Raw genomic sequence first — 17582 nt, 5'->3', positions numbered from 1 at the left:
TAATCAGAGGGTCGAGGGTTCAAGTCCTTTAGCCGGCATAGAATGCGAACGTAGTTCAGTGGTAGAACATCACCTTGCCAAGGTGGGGGTCGCGGGTTCGAACCCCGTCGTTCGCTTGACTACTCTCGCCGGGGTGGCGGAACTGGCAGACGCACAGGACTTAAAATCCTGCGGTGAGTGATCACCGTACCGGTTCGATTCCGGTCCTCGGCATTCTAAGAAGTAAATAACGCACCCTTAGCTCAACTGGATAGAGTACCTGACTACGAATCAGGCGGTTAGAGGTTCGACTCCTCTAGGGTGCATAGACGAACGGGACGTAGCTCAGCTTGGTAGAGCACTTGGTTTGGGACCAAGGGGTCGCAGGTTCGAATCCTGTCGTCCCGATCGAGTTTTTTTCTTCCAATTTTGGAAGTTTTTTTATTTTCAAGAAACGTGAACTTTGGGAGTTGTGTTTTTGGTATTAATTTAGGTTTTTACCGAATTTTTAAAATTGGAGAAAGATGTAATTCTAAAAACTCACCTTATCCCCTACCGATAACAAATACTTTTAATCATTTCGTTTTTTTAAATTCTTTATCGTCTCGCAAAGTTGATCCGTCACCTCCTCTAAGAAGTTAAAAATCCGATTATTTAATCCAATCTCTCTTATTTTCGCCCACGCTTGTTCAATCGGATTCATCTCAGGTGTATATGTAGGCGAGAGTATTTTTATCCGAGATTTTAGTATTTCTACTAAAACGGATGTGCAAGCCCCCCTTTATTTAATCGACCAAGACATTGAAATCAAAGTATCAGGCATTCCAACGGTTCCGAACAATACGACTTCCTATGACAGTGCATTGAACACGACACTGCCGAAAGGAGTCATTTACCAGACAGGAACCTCAACAGACGCCAAGGGCAATGCCCTACCTGACCTTCAGATTGTAAAAAATCCAGTTGGGACAACCATTAGTTCTTGAGTTCATATGGTTTTTGTTTTGTTACAGAATTATAGGGCTTCTCTAAAAACTCCGCTTAAGACTAAATTAGCTAGTCTTTTTGTTTTCTAGGAAATCGACAAAGCTATGTGTTGTCAAGAAAAGCGGAGAGGAGTGGTTTGAAGTCTGCAACAGCGAACACTGTCGTTCATTTACTAGAAACGTAAGTTTCTAGCGACATTGTGAAAAGAAAATCGGAAAACTAGCAATTTTGAATAATCGTGAGTTTTTAGAGCTGCCCTTTATTTCCAAAATAAAAAAACCGCAAGTCACCCCACGGTTTTGTGTTCCATTTCAATTTTCATCTGTTTTTCTTTTTCCAATGTTTTTAATCGCTGGATAGATTTTACATAGCTTGCCAAGAGGACAACGACACTGCCAATCCATGCGAGCGGACTTGCAGCTGCAGCTCCCGGATAGCCGAGTAGGATCGTGAGGAAAATAGCAGCCCCACAACGCATAATTAATTCCATAATACCTGCGATTGTTGGTACAACGGATTGTCCTAGACCTTGTAGCGTATAGCGAAGAATGAATAAAATCGCCAGTATCCAATAAAGCGAAGCGTTGATATTAAAATAAACTTGAGCAAGTTCAATTACTTTGATTTCGCTGGCACTGATGAAAATTTTGACGAGTTGTTTACCAAAAAGAATGACTAAAGCACCTGCAATCACGGCGAAACTGCAACTTAACATCAATCCTTGCTTGACCCCTTGGATAATACGCAAATACTGCTTTGCTCCGTAATTTTGAGCAGTATAAGTCGCCATTGTTACCCCGAAACTCATCATCGGAAGTGTGGCAAATTGGTCAATTCTTCCTGCTGCGGTTTGAGCGGCAACAACATTGGTACCAAGCGAATTGAGTGCTCCTTGCAAGACGACAGCACCAATTGCAATGATAGAGGTCTGGAATGCCATAGGAAACGCCACTCTTGCGTGAGCAACAAAATCTTGTTTACTCAGCTGAAAATCCTTTTTCCTAAGTTGGAGAAGCGGAATTTTTTGGTAAATATAAATCACACAACAAACGCTTGCCAACACTTGAGCAACAACCGTTGCAATTGCAGCACCTGCAACGCCCCAATCCATTATGATAATGAAAAACAAATCAAGTGCAATATTGATTACGCAAGCGATAATCAAAAATACTAGCGGTGTTCTGCTGTCGCCTAAAGCACGCAATACATTGCTCAGTAAATTAAAGGCAATCGAAGCGAAAATGCCAAGAAAAATAATCGTGATAAAGTTCTGTGCATCATGAATAATTGCTTTTGGTGTTTGCATAATCACAAGCATAGGGTGAACAAATAATACGGATAAAATCGTCAAAATGACTGTTACAATAGCAGAAATAACAATACTTACCGCAAAACTTTTCTTCACACCACGAAAATCTTCCGCACCAAAACGTTGAGCGGTGAGAATCGAAAGTCCACTTGTCAGCCCGACAGCAAATCCGATAATCAAAAAATTAAGCGAGCCAGTAGAACCGACCGCAGCAAGTGGCGTTTTCCCAAGCGTTTTTCCTACGATAATCATATCAACTGTTGCATAAAGTTGCTGGAAAATATTTCCAATCAACAGCGGAATCGTAAAGAGCAAAATGAGTTTAACAGGACTTCCTTTAGTTAATTCTTTCATATATTCATACCTCAAAAAAGTGATGAAGTAAGAATACCATATTTTTTTTATAAATACGATAGAAAATGATAATTTTTTTGTTTTATTAGTAGAGAAACGAGTTTAAGCTAACAATTGCGTTTCCTCTCTGAACACGTTATAATACCAAACGGAGAAGGAATATAATGAGAAAGAATGGTGAAGAAATGAAAAAAGAATTATTTGTACGATTATTGTATGCGTTAATTGGTGATATTATTTTAGCGTTGGGTGCTGCGTTATTGATTTTTGCCTCTCTTGGTGTAGATGCGTTTACAGTAGCCAATTTAGGAGCAGCAGGAAAGCTAGGGTGGAGTTTGGGTGTATATCAAATGACCTTTGGACTGGTGGTAGGTTTGATTATTTTGCTGTTCAAACGACATCATCTCGGGTATGCAAGTATAATCAACATCTTGCTTACAGGCTATTTTATTGATTTTTTCATGTTTTTATTCGGCTCACATTCGCCGGAAAATATCGTGGTGAAAGTTCTAATCATGCTTGTAGCATTATTGATCTATTCGCTTGGTATTTCGCTTTATTCTACAAGTGGTTTAGGAGCGGGACCATATGATGCACTTGCCCCTGTTCTTAGTGAAATAACAGGGTGGAAATTTATGAATTGTCGTATTTTGGTGGATTCTACTTTTTTTATTCTAGGATTTTTCCTCGGCGGTCCAATTGGTGTGGCAAGTTTGCTTACAGCTGTTTTCTTAGGACCATTGATTAACATTTTCAATCAAACGATAACAAACCCTAGTTTAGCAAAATTCCTCGGGAAATGAAGTGGTGAGATATTGCCGCTTTTTTGTTTATTCTCGTTGTTTTTCTCATCTCAGTAGTGTAAACTAATAACTGAACATATCAAATAACGAATAGGGAGTTGTTAACATGGAAACAAAAACAAATGGATTTGCGATTGCAGCATTGGTTTTAGGGATTATTGGTATAGTTGGAAGTTTGATTCCGATTTTGAACATTTTTTCGCTTTTATTAGGAATTGTAGGCTTGGTTTTAGGGATTCTAGCGATTCTTAAAGCCAACCGTCAAGGTTCATCAAAAGGAATGTCAATTGCAGGGATCATTTTAAGTTCCTTGACGATTCTTGTTGCGATTATCATAAATGTAATAGTTGTGATTGCGGTGAATGAAGTCGCAAACGATCCTGATTTTCAATCTACCCTAGAAGAAATGACAGAAGAAGTATCTGATTCACCTTCTTCATTTAACCAAGAGGAAAAAACTTTTACAGGAAAAATTGCCACGGTCAAAATTGACAAAGCGGAGAAAGTGAAAGATTATGACGGAAAACCAGCATTGAAAGTCTTCTTTACCATTACGAATAATCAATCAAAAGACGAAGAAGTAGACACGCTTTTATCAAATACTACGCAATTTAAACAAGACAATGGAACAGTGAAAAATGAACTAAGTGTAACAGTTCTAAAAGAAGAGGAAGAAGAGCATTTATATGATACGCTAAAGGCGAAGAAAACAATTTCCACTTTTATAGTTCTTGAGTTAGAAAATGAGAAAGACCCTGTGATTGTGGAGTTTGGTGATGCTTTATATGATGAAGTAATCGGAGAATTGAAGTTAGAAGTAAAATAGTGGATAGTTAGGATATTGAATTTCAGTATCCTTTTTTTGACGTAGGCGGATACAGTTTTTTATAAAATTATGATAAAATGGAAGTTAGTACAACAGGGGTAGGAGGTGCGTTATGACAAAGCACGAAATGATTTTAGATTACATAAAAAATCTTGCACCAGGAGATAGAATTAGCGTGCGTGCGATTTCGCAACGTTTGAAAGTGAGTGAGGGAACGAGTTATCGAGCGATAAAAGAAGCACAAACTCGTGGGTTGGTAGCAACAATGGATAGAGTGGGAACGGTGCGTATTGAAGGACGTACGTTGAAACCGATTGAACATCTCACATTTGCGGAAGTGGCGAGAATTACAGATGCAGAAGTGCTAGGGGGCATGGAAGGCATTGGCAATTCGCTCAGTAATTTCATCATTGGAGCAATGCAGAAAGAGAGCATTGCTCGCTATATTAGCAAGACAGGCAATGGTTTGATGATTGTCGGCAATCGAGTGGATATTCAACAGTACGCACTTGAAAACGGTTTGGCGGTCTTGATTACGGGAGATTTTATTGCGGATCAATCGGTTATTTTGTTAGCAAATGAACTTGGGATTCCCATTTTGAAAACGAGCTATGACACGTTTACCACAGCGACCATGATTAACCGAGCAATGAGCGAAGCATTGATAAAAAAGGATATTATGCACGTGAGTGATGTGTTTACACCGTTGGAAAAAACTCCTTTTTTGAAAAGTTCGGAAGTAATTGCGGATTATCGCAAACTTGTGAAGAAAATGAAAGATACACGTTTCCCTGTTGTTACGAGCAGTATGCGTGTGGTAGGAGTAGTTTCTGGTAGTGATATTTTGGACAAGGACGAACGCATGAGCATTGAAAAAGTCATGACACGCCACCCAATCGTTGCCAAAAAAGCAATGAGTATCGCAAGTGTTAGTCATTTAATGGTCTGGGAACAACTAGAAGTCTTGCCTGTAATCAATGAGGACGAAACTTTAGCAGGTGTCATCAGCCGATTTGATGTGATGAAAGCCATGCAAGGAACAAGTCGTACAGGTCTTGCTCTTGATACGCTGAGCGACAAAATGCGTGATTCGCTAGACAAAGAACGTGAGGATGTATTCAAAGTCATTGTTACTCCGCAGCTAGTCAACCAGTTTGGCACGCTTTCTCACGGTGTCTTGACCGAACAAATTGTCGCAAGTGTAGAAGAAATCATGCGTTCAAAACTCAAAAAAAATATCGTCATTGAACAAATCAATTTATTTATGCTCAAACTGATTCCGCTTGAAAGTACGGTTTATTTCTTTCTAAAAGTGCTAGAAACTTCTCGCAGACGTGCGTTGATTGAGGTGGAGGGAAAAGTTGGGGCAAATATTGTGGTGAAATCAATGATTACGTTGCAACTAATGGAAAGAGGCTAATAGATGAATATTGAAGAAAAAATCATAAATGCAATAAAAAAATACGATACGATACTCATTCACAGACATATGCGACCAGACCCTGATGCGATAGGATCGCAAGTTGGTTTGGCGGAGATTTTGCGTAAGAATTTTCCAGAAAAGAAAATTTATGCTGTCGGCAAAACGGTTGAGGGTTTGAGTTTTTTGGCACAAATGGACGAAGTAAGCGATGAAGTTTACAAAAACGCTCTAGTGATTGTTACAGATACAGCAAATACAGCAAGAATAAGTGATGAGCGGTATAAAAATGGTGAAATGTTGATAAAAATTGATCATCATCCAAATGACGAACCGTATGGTGACTTGGTTTATGTGGATACGGGTGTGAGTAGTTGTAGTGAGCTAATTATGCGTTTTATGACCAATCAAGGCTTGAGTTTGACGGATAATGCAGCACGTCTGCTTTATGCGGGAATTGTAGGAGATACAGGGCGATTTTTGTATCCAGCAACGACTGCAAAAACCATGCTTATCGCAAGTAAATTGCGTAGCTATCGTTTTGATGCGACACGTCTTATGCGGGAAATGGAGCAAATTTCCTTTAACGTGGCAAAACTTTCGGGATTTGTTTTTGAAAACTTAGAAGTCGACACCAACGGTGCAGGTCGTGTGATGATTACCAAGGAAGTTTTGGCGAAATTCGGATTGAGTGATTACGAAACAAGCCATATCGTCAGTCTACCGGGGCAAATTGAAAATGTTGAAAGTTGGGGGATTTTTGTTGAACAACCAAACGGAAAATTTCGAGTTCGCCTGCGTAGCAAGGAAATAGCAATAAATGAAATCGCCAAGCGACACAATGGTGGCGGACACCCACTTGCCAGCGGAGCAAACGCAAAAGACCTTGCAGAATGTGAAGAAATTTATCGTGAAATACAAGGAATATTGAATAACTAAAGGATTGTTTTTCGATTAGCTAGGTATAGTATTAGTGTTAAGCCCTTATTTATGGGGCTTTTTTGTTTCCACACTACCTACACAAAGAAATAACTAGAGAAATCATCAAAAATGAGGTAAAATAATAGAGTATGTCTTTTGACATGAAAATGATGATTGAAAAGAGGAATAAAATGAACACACCAAATTGTCCAAAATGTAATTGCGAATATACCTATGATGACGGTACAGGGCTAGTAATCTGCCCAGAGTGTGCCTACGAATTTCGCCCAGAAGAATTAGCAGCCGAAGCTGAGGCAAATGTAATCAAGGACTCCGTAGGAAATGTCTTGAATGAAGGCGACACAGTTACCATTATCAAAGACTTAGCTGTGAAAGGAATGCCAAAACCGATTAAAAAAGGGACAAAAGTGAAAAACATTCGTCTAGTTGACCCAGATTTGAACAACGGGCATGATATTGATGCAAAAGTTGACGGATTTGGTAACATGGGGTTGAAAAGCTCTGTCGTGAAAAAGGGCTAATGGCTCAGAAATTCACCTCTAGTTTTACGAATGAAGAAAAAGAAATGTATATGCGTGAGGCATTAGGCGAGGCACGTTTGGCTTTTGAGCAAGAGGAAGTGCCGATTGGTTGTGTCATTGTTCATAATGGCAACATTATCGCTCGAGGGAGTAATGTTCGTGAATTGACACAAGATGCGACAACACACGCAGAAATGAATGCTATTCGTTTTGCCAATCATTCGTTGTCTAGTTTTCGCTTGGAAAATTCCGCTTTATTTGTGACGGTTGAACCTTGTGTAATGTGTGCGGGTGCTATTTTGCTCTCACGTATCCCAGAGGTTTACTATGGTTCTGCCAACGCAAAAGGTGGTGCTTGCGGGAGTGTGGTAGATGTAATGGATATTCCAGCCATTAACCACGCACCGTTCGTAGAAGGTGGCATTTTACAGGAAGAATGCGGGAGAATTATGACCGAATTTTTTCAAGATAAGCGAGCGAAGAAACGAAATGATACGCCAAAATGACTAGACAAATAAAGATTCTTCTTAGACAAAAAAATATCCGCACTTAGACAATAGAGAGTGCGGATTTTTTTATAAAGAAAAACAAACAGAAAAAAATGCTTTTATTTTTTGTTATTATTTGTTATAATGTTCCTTGTAAGTGATTACAAAACTTTGAGATTAGTAGACATATTTTTCTACAAAGTAGCGTAATGAAAAAATAACGTGAAGAAAGGCTATGACTGTAAAGAGCGGTACATAGCTGGACAAAAGAAAGGAAGTAGCAAACATGGCACTTTTTGGATTTGGAAAGAAGAAAGAAGAAAATACTGCACCTGTTGCAGAAAAGGTGGAGGTAAAAGAAGAGGCAGTTGAAACACCAGCTGCACCGACTACATCACCTGAAGGACACGTAGATGTTCGTATTTTCTGTTCAGCAGGAGCCTCTACATCCTTATGGGCACAAAATGTACAAAAATCAATGGATGCACAAGGTCGTGACATGACAATTAAAGCATTTTCTATTTCTGTTTTGGACGATGAAGCAACAGATACAGATATTATCCTAATCGGCCCACAAACACGCTATGTGGAAAATGATGTAAAAGCAAAATATCCAAACAAAATTGTCGCTGTTGTTCCAATGCAAACATTTGGTTTGATGAATGGTGACAAAGGACTTGAATTTATTGATACGTTGCTTTAATTAGCAAAACAAACGAGGTTGGTGTGAATTTCCAACCTCGTTTTTATATTGCCTCGTTATTTTATCTACGACTTTGCAAACTTGAGGCGATATTAAATTGTCGTTTTAAATACATTTTCGCAAGGAAACTCAATCCTCCAATAAGAATCATTACCCAGCCAGAAACGTGTGGATTTAAGACAGGTGGAACAAAGAGAGTGCCTGCATAAATTAACATCCACACAAACATTGCAACCAGCATAATACCTGCCATTTTTAGCATACTAGGACGTTTACTTCGGTCAGCACCGGGCTTTTCATATTGGTAAATGAAGTGATACATCATGTAGAACACCCCACCACCGACAGCCGCCATGACAACGGTAGAAAGTAATCCATAAGTAGAAGTCTGCTCTTTTGTTATAAATGCACTCACACCAGAAACGAGTCCGAGAACAGCTAATAGTAAAAGAGTATTGTCTAGCCACATCCAAAGAGGACGAGTGTTTTCTTCTTTGTTTTGAGCGGTTGCATTTGGACTTTTCATTTCATTTGTAACGTGTGTAACAGTGCCGTAAATGGAGCGTGCAGTCTGTCCAGATTTTTGTTTATCAACGATTTCCGTTAACATTTCATTTAGTTTTTCGACTTTTTCTGTTTCTGAAATGCCTAATTCATCCATTGCTTTTTTCAAGGAAAAAATATACTCTGTATTTTTCTTTGTTAATTTTTCTTCTAATTCTTGATTTTGTTGTTTTTTTTCTTGTAATTCTGTTGCGTTCATTTTTTCCTCCGTGTGTTTTTTTGTCTAGCTACGAGGGGCAGGAGTTTGGTCACTGTTCGCAACAGCACTGGAAACTAGCGTTTCCAGTAAATAAATGCTGTGGCTCACTGCGACAAACACCTAACCGCCCCACTTCGCTTTTCTTTGTCTAGCTACGAGGGGCAGAAGTTTGGCAACTGTTCGCAATGCCACCTGAAGCTAGAGCTTCAGGCAAGTAAATGGCATGGCTCACTGTTGCAAACTTCAAACCGCCCCTCTACGCTTTTCTTTGTCTAGCTACGAGGGGCTGAAGTCTGGTGGCTGTTCGCAGTGCCGCTCGAAACTAGCGTTTCGAGCAAGTAAACGGCACGTCTCACTGCCACAGACTTCAAATCGCCCCTCTACGCTTTTCTTTGTCTAGCTACGAGTGGCAGGAGTTTGGCGACTGCTCACAATGTCGCTCGAAACGAAGTTTCGAGTAAATAAACGACATGGTTCGCTGTCGCAAACTCCTTACCGCCCCTCTTCGCTTTTCTTATTAGTATAACGTATTTTAAGTGAAAAAGGGAGGAATCTGTTGATTATTTTTTTATCATTCCTTTATAGGTACCCTTAATCAATTTTTTCACTTACATTTTGTAAGCAAAAAAATTGAAAGTAAGTTCTTTTATTAGTATCATAGCATTACATCAGATTTCTGGTGTGAAAAAAATATAGGGGGAATTTTAAATGGCAAAATTATTAGTAGTAAAGGGACATCCCTTGACAAGTGAGGAGTCTTTTTCATTAAAGGGCTTGGATAAATTTGTGGAAGTGTATAAAGCACACAATCCACAAGATGAAGTGGTGACACTTGATGTGTTCAAGGACGATGTTCCTGAGATTGACGAAGATTTAGCACGTGCAACAGGGGCTGAATTTTCATCTCTTACAAAAACACAACAAGAAAAAATGACACGCTTTAATGAATTGACCGATTTGTTTTTGGAAAGCGACAAAGTCGTGATTGCCAATCCGTTGTGGAATCTTCATTTTCCAACGAGATTAAAAGCGTGGGTGGATACGATTAATGTTGCAGGAAAAACGTTCCGCTATACAGCTGAGGGTTCTGTTGGTTTAGTCAAAGGAAAAAAAGTCTTGCATATTCAAGCAAATGGCGGTGTTTATAACGGCAGTGATTACGGTTCACAGTATTTGCGAGGAGTTTTCAATTTTATCGGAGTAAACGATGTGGAGTCTGTCTATATTGAAGGGCACGCCTACGAACCAAGCAAATCAGAGGAAATTTTGAACAATTCATTGGAAAAAATCTCAGATATTGCACAAAAGTTTTAAATGGAATAAGCACAAAAACGGTTTGGTGAATAACTAAGCCGTTTTTGTCTGTCTTTTTGGAAAGAAAAAAATAGGATTTTGTGCTATAATTACCTTGTTTTGACATTTGCAGAAAGGAGCAGGATATGAAAGATAAGGCTTATGGTTTAGGTGATATAGTAGAAATGAAAAAGCCTCATGCTTGCACATTGCCAAACGGTAAAAAGGCGAATGCGTGGAAAATCGTTCGCTTAGGAGCAGATATAAAAATTGAATGCACAAACTGCAATCGCTTGGTTATGATGAAACGTGTGGATTTCAACAAACGATTAAAACGTGTCTTAACGCACGCCGAGGAATCAGAAAAAGAGGCAATATTAAAGAAAAAAGAGGCGATTAATGATACTTCAAGAAAAAACTTTTTAGAATATCGTGAATAAAATAGCGAGGCACGAAAGAGATGGGGTAAAAGAAAAGGGTAATGGTGCCTCGCTATTAGAACATTAATAAGCATAACTTACTTTTTCAAAAAATATACAAACAAATCAAAAAAAGTGGCTCGTGAGTGTGAGCATAAAAAATGGAGTGTAAAAAAGTAAGTAGAAAGAGATAAAGCGTTAAGCAAAGTCTTTTGGTGTACTAATAAGTACAAAACAATAGGAAAAAAGTTACGAAATATATCTTGAAGAACTCGTAGCTAGACAAAGAAAAGCGAGCGGGGCGTTTTGAAGTCTGCAACAGTGAGCTGTGTCGTTTACTTGCTCGAAACACAGTTTCGAGCGACACAACGAACAGTTGCCAGACTTCAGCCCCTCGTAGCTAGACAAAGAAAAGCGAGCGGGGCGTTTTGGAGTTTGCGACAGCGAACCATGTCGTTTATTTATTCGAAACGTCAGTTTCGAGCGACATTGTGAGCAGTCGCCCAACTCCAGCCCCTCATAGCTAGACAAAGGAGATAAAAACAATGGCATTAACCGCAGGAATCGTAGGACTTCCAAATGTAGGGAAGTCTACACTTTTTAACGCAATTACACAAGCAGGAGCAGAGGCTGCAAACTATCCTTTTGCAACAATTGACCCAAATGTTGGCATGGTAGAAGTACCAGATTGGCGATTGAACCGCATTACTCAGCTGATTCAACCGAAAAAAACAGTGCCTACGACATTTGAATTTACCGACATTGCAGGAATCGTGAAAGGTGCCAGCAAAGGTGAGGGGTTAGGGAATAAATTTCTTGCCAATATTCGTGAGGTAGATGCGATTGTTCACGTGGTACGTGCTTTTGACGATGAAAATGTAATGCGTGAAAATAATCGTGAAGATGCGTTTGTTGACCCAATGGCAGATATTGAAACAATCAATCTTGAGTTGATTTTAGCCGATTTGGAGTCGGTCAATAAACGCTATGCACGTGTGGAAAAACAAGCACGCACAACAAAAGACAAGGATGCCGTAGCAGAATTTGCGATTTTACAAAAAATTAAACCAGTATTAGAAGAAGGAAAAAGTGCTAGAACAATTGAATTTACCAAAGATGAACTTCCGATTGTCAAACGTTTATTCTTGCTCACTACAAAACCTGTTTTGTATGTTGCGAACGTTAGCGAGGACGAAGTAGCAGATGCTGAAAATATCGAGTACGTGAAACAAATTCGTGCATTTGCTGAAACGGAAAATGCTGATGTCGTGGTGATTTCTGCACGTGTGGAAGAAGAAATTGCTGAATTGGACAGTGATGAAGAAAAACAAGAATTTCTTGAGGCGATTGGTCTGGAAGAAAGTGGGCTAGACGTTTTGATTAAAGAGGCATATCACTTGTTAGGTCTTGGTACTTACTTTACAGCTGGTGAAAAAGAAGTGCGTGCGTGGACATTCAAAAAAGGCATGAAAGCCCCAGAATGTGCAGGTATTATCCATACAGACTTTGAGCGTGGTTTTATCCGTGCGGAAACGATTAGTTTTGATGATTTGGATAAATACGGTAGTCACAACGCTGCAAAAGAGGCAGGACGTGTTCGCCTTGAAGGAAAAGAATATGTCGTGCAAGATGGCGATATTATGGAATTTCGCTTTAACGTGTAAAAAAGAGCCTGAAATAAATCTCTCACGTAGAGGTTTATTTCAGGCATTTTGTTTTTATTTCTTTTCTTTAAAACCTTGTTTTTCGAGCAATTCTTCTGATTTCTTCATGCTGATTTTTTTCGTTTTCTTGACATTTTCATCCAAAATCATGCTCGGAATTTTACTTAATTCGTCAAAATCAACTTTTGTATAATCGACTTCGATTGTTTCGGTAAGAGTATCTTTCCCGTAAGAAAGTTTTTCACTTAGCCCTTTTACACCTTGATATTGTTCGCTAAGAGGGTCTGCAATCTTTTTAGCCTCTTCTTTTGTTTTCGCATTTAGCGAACTATAAGGCATGGAGCTTTTCGTTGTTTGCTTGGTTACATTGTCGCCAGTATAGTAATAGGTCACAGACAATGAGACACCATTTTTTTCTTGGGTAAACGTTTTTTGCCCCTTTTCTTCGCCACAGCCTACCAAGACAATCAAGCTAAGAGCCAGAGTGAAAATTACTGAATAAATTTTTTTCAATTTGAAATCCTCCATTTTTGTTAAAAAAATTAAATATAGCTACTTTATTATAATATACAAATTTCAAAAAAGATAGCATTTTTACAATTCAAGTTTTCTGGTTAAAAGTGTCCTTAAACAAAAGAAAGACTGAAATAATTCAGTCTTAGAGGAAAGATATGAAAAAAGTTGTTCAAGTAAACTGGGGTAGCTGGATTCGAACCAACGCATGAGGGAGTCAAAGTCCCTTGCCTTACCGCTTGGCTATACCCCAAGGGGAGATGAGGCGAAGGGGGAACTCCGCCTCAAAATGAATATATTCTGTAATAAACAGAATAAGGGAGAAACTTCTATGGAGATAGAAGTAATGGAAGGGGAGGGATTCGAACCCCCGAACCCGAAGGAGCGGATTTACAGTCCGCCGCGTTTAGCCTCTTCGCTACCCTTCCGTAGCACCAACATTTAACATTCTAACGTTACCTAAGAAAAAAATCAAGAAAAACATATGTTATATTTTATATTTTTTTCTTCACTGTAAAAAATAATGATAAATACACTACATTTTTTATTCAGTTTTAATTGAAATTAATGAAAAAACTTATCCAAATCACGAAAAAATTGCGTATATTAATAATAGAGAGTAACAGCTATCAAGTAGAAGTTAGGTGAGCAGTTTCTTTGACGACTTTAAATCGACTGAAAGTAAACTTGTTTACTTATCTCACTAGTGATTGCGAGGTGTTGCTTGCGTGAATGTAGATACCGTTCTTTTGGTGTCAATTCTTGCCTTAGTTGCTGGAGTGTTGCAATGTGTAAAAGCATATTTTGACTTCCTAGCAAGTCGGCAAAATTACAACCACAAAAAACGCCGTTTTCCTCCAAAAAGGAAACGACGTTAACCCTTTAAATCCTAGCTAATCGAAAAACGATAGCCGTAAACGCAAAGGTGTTAGCAGCACCTGTTTACACTCTCTATTATACATATTTTTTCAAGAAGTTCAATGATAATTTTTAGTAAAAAAATGAACAACTTTCCACAGAAGACAATGAAAGTTGCGGCTATTGAAATGAGAGGTTTGCTTGTTGCTATTTATATGGTGGTGATGTAGAATGACGATAACAAATGGTTGAACTGCTATGTTTTTTTGAAAATTGGAGGGGACACATGGAATTTAGAGTAGATAAGAGAATTTTTGAGCGTATTCCAGAACTTCAAATTGGGGTGCTAATTCTTGAAAATATTGACAACACAAAAAATATTGATGATTTTTTCAAGCAAGAGTATGGCGAAATCACGCAAGCAATCATGGAGAAATATGGAATGATGAATCTCGCGGATGAACCGCGGATTGCCAAATGGCGTAAAATTTACAAGAGTTTTGGAGAGAAGAAAGCTCGTTCATCTGTTGAGGCGTTGATAAAACGGGTGAAAAACGGCAATGAATTGTACCGAATTTCCCCGCTTGTTGATTTGTATAATCTTGCCTCGCTCAAGTTTGAACTTCCGTGTGGTAGTGAGGATTTATCGAAAATGCCAAGTGATTTGGAGTTAACGTTTGCGACAGGAGAGGAAGAATTTATTTTGCTCGGGCAAACGGAAATGGAACATCCGAATGAAGAAGAAATTGTCTATAAAAGTGGCAATATGATTGTGTGCAGAAATTTCAATTATCGAGAAAGCGACAAAACGAAAATTGATTCTGCAACCAAAAAAGCAATTTTTATTTTTGAAGATATTGACAACGGAAACCTTGAAGGTGCATTAACTTTTGTCTCAAACTCAGTCAAACACTTGCTAGAAGCCAACGTGGTGAAAAAAGAAATAATAACTAACGAAAAAACAAATTTAGATTGGTAAGAAAAGCGGAGAGGGGCGTTTTGAAGTTTGCAACAGTGAGCCGTGTCGTTTATTTAATCGCAACGTCAGTTGCGATCGACACTGCGAACAGTTGCCAAACTTCAGCCCCTCGCAGCTAGACACAGAAAAGCGGAGAAGGGCGTTTTGAAGTCTGTGGAAGTGAGCCGTGCCGTTTACTTGCTTGAAACGAAGTTTCAAGCGGCACTGCGAACATCCACCAGACTTCAGCCCTTCGCAGCTAGACACAGAAAAGCGGAGCGGGGCGTTTTGAAGTTTGCAACAGTGAGCCGTGTCGTTTATTTAATCGCAACGTCAGTTGCGATCGACACTGCGAACAGTTGCCAGACTTCAGCCCTTCGCAGCTAGACAAAGAAAACCGAGACTAGAAATTTTCTAGCCTCGTTTTTTTTACAAACTATTCAAGTTATAATCAGAAATCAACAACTCATACCCTTGTGCCTCATTGTTGACGGTGGCGAGGAGTTTTCCATTTTTTTCGACAGAAAATTTATTTCCGTCTGGAATGAGAAACCCAAGCTCTACTTTTCCAATCGAAAGACGTTGAACGTTAATGTGTGCATTGCCAGAAGGACGTTTGACTTCCTCAACTGTTACTTCAATATCTTTATTCTTTTTACTCATATCCAGCCTCTTTCTTAAATTCCTCTATCAAGCAGTAGTAATTCCTGATAAAGTGAATTTTCTTTTTCTAAATTTTTTGGTGTGTTATCCATTAGAATTTGTTTGTTTTCTAGGAAAACCACACGATTTGCTTTTTCTACTCCGAGCAAGTGATGTGTCACCCAGAGGATTGTACGCCCGCTTAGCTCTCGAAAGAGTACGTTTAATAGTTTTCGCTCGGTAATCGGGTCAAGTCCGTTTGTGATTTCATCTAAAAGTACAATCGGAGTATCCTTGAGCAAAATACGTGCCAAACCTAAGCGATGACGTTCTCCGCCAGAAAATCGAAGTCCTGCCTCGTCAACAAGTGTATCCAATTTTTCTGGGAGCAAGTTTACCATATCAAATAATTCGACTTTTTTCAAGACTTCCCATATTTCCTCATCTGTTGCACTTTCATTGGCAATCCGTAAATTATTGCGAATGGTCGTATGAAAAAGATAGGGCGACTGGTCAATGACGCCAATGAGCTTATCTATTTTTTCACTTAGAGTCAAAATATTTTGGTTGCCAATTCTCACCTCGCCACTGGAAAGTTGCTCATCTCCACGCAAAATTTTCAAAAGCGTAGACTTTCCAGCACCGCTTTTTCCAAGAAGTGCCAGAATTTGCCCTTGTGGAACGGTGAGGTTTAAGTTTTCAAAAATAAGTTTGTCCTCGTAAGAAAAATGAGCGTTCTGTAATTGAATCTCAAAGGAAGTCGGCAACTCGTTTTGGTTTGTCTGCTGACTCAAAGGTGCATCTAAATTGTTCATGCGAACAATTGACTCTGCATGAACTTGCGATTCACTTATCGCCTCACTTAATGGAGCAAATGCATCAATCAAAGGGAAAACTGCTAACACAAATGCAGCAATCCAGTTGGCAGATTGCGAAGTTTCGCCAAATGTCTGTGTCGTCCAGATAAGTAGGACAACAGCCAAACACCCAAAAGATAGCTCCAGCAAAAGATTACGGATTCGATTATGCTGGTGAATTTTTTTCTGCAAAGCACGTAAATTTTCCTGTTTTTCCTCGATTTTCCAAGCAAATTCCTTGCCACGACCGCTAAAGACAATATCACTCACCCCAAGGACGTAATCGGTTATTTCACTGTAAAGTGCTAATTTTTCACTTCGTATTTTTTCCTCCGTTGCCCCTTTGAACAGTAGGCTGATAAAAGGAATGAGCAACATTACGCTTAACAACCACAAAGCGATAAGTATAGCAAACCCTATCGAAAACACACCAAGAGCCAAAATAACAACTAGAGAAAGAGCGAAAGCAATCAGTACAGGGAAAATACTTCGTAAATAAAGGTTTTGAATATGTGCAATATCTTCGCTTAAAATCCCTAAAATATCGCCGAGTTTGATTTTGTTCATGACAAGTGTTGTTTGTTTTTCCAGTGTAATATAGAGTTTTTCCCTCAAACTACTGGTCATTTTCAGCACCCAATTGTGACTGGTCAAACGTTCTATATAGCGAAAAACTGGGCGAAAAATCCCGAAAGCTCGTGTGAGAACGACAGGGACGTAGATGACAATAATATTTTCAGGCAAACTAGCCGAACGACTGATTAAATAGCCCGAAGTAAACATCAACGCTCCGCCACAAAGAAATGTGCAAAGTCCAAGGAAAATAGCAAGTAGCAACATTTTTTTATATTTTTTCATAAAAGGCAATACCCAAGTATCCCCTTTTAGTGCGTGAAAGATTTTCATCGTTGTCTCCTCTAGGTTTTCATTTTCTGATACGTTACCTAACCTCTATTATACTAAACTCCTCGAACAACTCATGAATTTTGCTCTTGAAAATTTTGGCAAAAAAAAGAGGCACAAGCCCCAGCATACTTAGTGCTGCTTTCTTCCGAACCTGACACCCTTCATATGTGGAACCTTGCCCCTGAATATAATAGCATAATTGGGAAGTGTTTGCCAAGTATTTATATTTTTTTGTTGAGAGGGCGAGTGTTCATGTGTAAATTAAGATTCCTGATATATTTTTTCATTTAATGAAAAAAAGATGAGCTTGATTTTCGATCTTAATTACTTAAAGTGTAGGAAAAAACACTAAACGGTAGTTGAAAGAAAAAATAAAA

General features: G+C 38.9%; 19 protein-coding genes, 6 tRNA genes, 1 other RNA gene and 2 pseudogenes. 18 read left to right on the top strand and 10 right to left on the bottom strand.

Annotation, left to right across the window (positions count from 1 at the left end; genetic code table 11):
• Window positions 1-44: 44 nt before the first annotated feature.
• The 4 genes from B5D30_RS10895 (at window position 45) to B5D30_RS10880 (ending at window position 387) form a co-directional block, all read left to right on the top strand.
• Window positions 45-116, top strand: a tRNA-Gly gene (locus B5D30_RS10895).
• 11 nt (window positions 117-127) lie between these two features.
• Window positions 128-213 (top strand) — tRNA-Leu (locus B5D30_RS10890).
• An 18-nt stretch (window positions 214-231) separates the two neighbouring features.
• Window positions 232-305: transfer RNA gene (locus B5D30_RS10885), tRNA-Arg, on the top strand.
• Window positions 306-313: 8 nt separating this feature from the next.
• Window positions 314-387 (top strand) — tRNA-Pro (locus B5D30_RS10880).
• Between the two features lie 184 nt (window positions 388-571).
• Here B5D30_RS10880 and B5D30_RS14115 read toward each other — a convergent pair.
• Window positions 572-700 (bottom strand): annotated as a pseudogene (locus B5D30_RS14115) (IS630 family transposase); the annotation flags it as partial.
• A 46-nt stretch (window positions 701-746) separates the two neighbouring features.
• On the opposite strand from B5D30_RS14115, the gene B5D30_RS13280 reads away from it, so the two are divergent.
• Window positions 747-965 carry a hypothetical protein gene (locus B5D30_RS13280; RefSeq protein ID WP_144399581.1) on the top strand — a complete coding sequence of 73 codons (219 nt, stop codon included), beginning with the start codon at window positions 747-749 and terminating at the stop codon, window positions 963-965.
• 287 nt (window positions 966-1252) lie between these two features.
• Here the strand turns inward: B5D30_RS13280 and B5D30_RS10875 are convergent, their stop codons facing one another.
• Window positions 1253-2629, bottom strand: coding sequence for an MATE family efflux transporter (locus tag B5D30_RS10875; RefSeq protein WP_078808100.1), 1377 nt, complete (start codon window positions 2627-2629; stop codon window positions 1253-1255).
• Between the two features lie 164 nt (window positions 2630-2793).
• On the opposite strand from B5D30_RS10875, the gene B5D30_RS10870 reads away from it, so the two are divergent.
• From B5D30_RS10870 to B5D30_RS10840, 7 genes are all read left to right on the top strand, one after another.
• Window positions 2794-3432: a YczE/YyaS/YitT family protein gene (locus B5D30_RS10870; RefSeq protein WP_078808099.1), complete on the top strand. Its 639-nt coding sequence runs from the start codon at window positions 2794-2796 to the stop codon at window positions 3430-3432.
• Window positions 3433-3538: 106 nt separating this feature from the next.
• Entirely contained in the window at window positions 3539-4258 is a 720-nt protein-coding gene (locus tag B5D30_RS10865; protein ID WP_078808098.1) for a DUF5067 domain-containing protein, read from the top strand.
• A 112-nt stretch (window positions 4259-4370) separates the two neighbouring features.
• The gene (locus tag B5D30_RS10860; RefSeq protein WP_078808097.1) at window positions 4371-5678 is read left to right on the top strand and encodes a DRTGG domain-containing protein; all 1308 of its coding nucleotides are present in this window, start codon (window positions 4371-4373) and stop codon (window positions 5676-5678) included.
• 3 nt (window positions 5679-5681) lie between these two features.
• A complete protein-coding gene (locus B5D30_RS10855) occupies window positions 5682-6617 on the top strand; it encodes a DHH family phosphoesterase (protein ID WP_078808096.1) in 936 nt (311 codons plus the stop codon).
• 173 nt (window positions 6618-6790) lie between these two features.
• The gene (locus tag B5D30_RS10850) at window positions 6791-7141 is read left to right on the top strand and encodes a zinc ribbon domain-containing protein YjdM (RefSeq protein WP_078808102.1); all 351 of its coding nucleotides are present in this window, start codon (window positions 6791-6793) and stop codon (window positions 7139-7141) included.
• The gene (tadA, locus tag B5D30_RS10845) at window positions 7141-7647 is read left to right on the top strand and encodes a tRNA adenosine(34) deaminase TadA (protein WP_078808095.1); all 507 of its coding nucleotides are present in this window, start codon (window positions 7141-7143) and stop codon (window positions 7645-7647) included. The genes B5D30_RS10850 and tadA overlap by 1 nt, the downstream gene beginning before the upstream one ends.
• 268 nt (window positions 7648-7915) lie before the next feature.
• Entirely contained in the window at window positions 7916-8332 is a 417-nt protein-coding gene (locus B5D30_RS10840) for a PTS sugar transporter subunit IIB (RefSeq protein ID WP_078808094.1), read from the top strand.
• Window positions 8333-8393: 61 nt separating this feature from the next.
• On the opposite strand, the gene B5D30_RS10835 is transcribed toward B5D30_RS10840, so the two are convergent.
• Complete coding sequence (locus B5D30_RS10835; protein WP_078808093.1) at window positions 8394-9095, bottom strand: DUF1129 domain-containing protein; 702 nt, start codon at window positions 9093-9095, stop codon at window positions 8394-8396.
• A 708-nt stretch (window positions 9096-9803) separates the two neighbouring features.
• On the opposite strand from B5D30_RS10835, the gene B5D30_RS10830 reads away from it, so the two are divergent.
• The 4 genes and pseudogenes from B5D30_RS10830 (at window position 9804) to ychF (ending at window position 12471) form a co-directional block, all read left to right on the top strand.
• Complete coding sequence (locus B5D30_RS10830) at window positions 9804-10409, top strand: FMN-dependent NADH-azoreductase (protein WP_078808092.1); 606 nt, start codon at window positions 9804-9806, stop codon at window positions 10407-10409.
• Between the two features lie 125 nt (window positions 10410-10534).
• Window positions 10535-10732: pseudogene (locus B5D30_RS10825) on the top strand (DUF951 domain-containing protein); the annotation flags it as partial.
• A gap of 381 nt (window positions 10733-11113) precedes the next feature.
• Window positions 11114-11302: a hypothetical protein gene (locus B5D30_RS13275; RefSeq protein WP_144399580.1), complete on the top strand. Its 189-nt coding sequence runs from the start codon at window positions 11114-11116 to the stop codon at window positions 11300-11302.
• A gap of 50 nt (window positions 11303-11352) precedes the next feature.
• Complete coding sequence (ychF, locus tag B5D30_RS10820) at window positions 11353-12471, top strand: redox-regulated ATPase YchF (RefSeq protein WP_078808090.1); 1119 nt, start codon at window positions 11353-11355, stop codon at window positions 12469-12471.
• 54 nt (window positions 12472-12525) lie between these two features.
• On the opposite strand, the gene B5D30_RS10815 is transcribed toward ychF, so the two are convergent.
• The 4 genes from B5D30_RS10815 to B5D30_RS14360 form a co-directional block, all read right to left on the bottom strand.
• Window positions 12526-12984, bottom strand: coding sequence for a YehR family lipoprotein (locus B5D30_RS10815; RefSeq protein WP_234984662.1), 459 nt, complete (start codon window positions 12982-12984; stop codon window positions 12526-12528).
• Between the two features lie 181 nt (window positions 12985-13165).
• A tRNA-Gln gene (locus B5D30_RS10810) sits at window positions 13166-13237 on the bottom strand.
• A 94-nt stretch (window positions 13238-13331) separates the two neighbouring features.
• Window positions 13332-13412, bottom strand: a tRNA-Tyr gene (locus tag B5D30_RS10805).
• Between the two features lie 238 nt (window positions 13413-13650).
• On the bottom strand, window positions 13651-13785 hold the full coding sequence (locus tag B5D30_RS14360) for a hypothetical protein (protein WP_268802120.1): 135 nt from the start codon (window positions 13783-13785) through the stop codon (window positions 13651-13653).
• Window positions 13786-14128: 343 nt separating this feature from the next.
• On the opposite strand from B5D30_RS14360, the gene B5D30_RS10800 reads away from it, so the two are divergent.
• Both B5D30_RS10800 and B5D30_RS13270 read left to right on the top strand, forming a co-directional pair.
• Complete coding sequence (locus B5D30_RS10800) at window positions 14129-14821, top strand: B3/B4 domain-containing protein (RefSeq protein ID WP_159443306.1); 693 nt, start codon at window positions 14129-14131, stop codon at window positions 14819-14821.
• 144 nt (window positions 14822-14965) lie between these two features.
• Window positions 14966-15187 carry a hypothetical protein gene (locus B5D30_RS13270; RefSeq protein ID WP_144399579.1) on the top strand — a complete coding sequence of 74 codons (222 nt, stop codon included), beginning with the start codon at window positions 14966-14968 and terminating at the stop codon, window positions 15185-15187.
• A gap of 42 nt (window positions 15188-15229) precedes the next feature.
• Here the strand turns inward: B5D30_RS13270 and B5D30_RS10795 are convergent, their stop codons facing one another.
• From B5D30_RS10795 to ffs, 3 genes are all read right to left on the bottom strand, one after another.
• A complete protein-coding gene (locus tag B5D30_RS10795; RefSeq protein ID WP_078808087.1) occupies window positions 15230-15463 on the bottom strand; it encodes a DUF2969 family protein in 234 nt (77 codons plus the stop codon).
• A 14-nt stretch (window positions 15464-15477) separates the two neighbouring features.
• Window positions 15478-17205 carry a thiol reductant ABC exporter subunit CydC gene (gene cydC, locus B5D30_RS10790; RefSeq protein WP_078808086.1) on the bottom strand — a complete coding sequence of 576 codons (1728 nt, stop codon included), beginning with the start codon at window positions 17203-17205 and terminating at the stop codon, window positions 15478-15480.
• Window positions 17206-17305: 100 nt separating this feature from the next.
• Window positions 17306-17392: signal recognition particle sRNA small type (ffs, locus tag B5D30_RS10785), an RNA gene on the bottom strand.
• Window positions 17393-17582: the final 190 nt, after the last annotated feature.

This window comes from Pilibacter termitis (assembly GCF_900167335.1).
GTDB lineage: Bacteria > Bacillota > Bacilli > Lactobacillales > Streptococcaceae > Pilibacter > Pilibacter termitis.
This window is presented reverse-complemented; position numbering and strand designations above follow the sequence as displayed.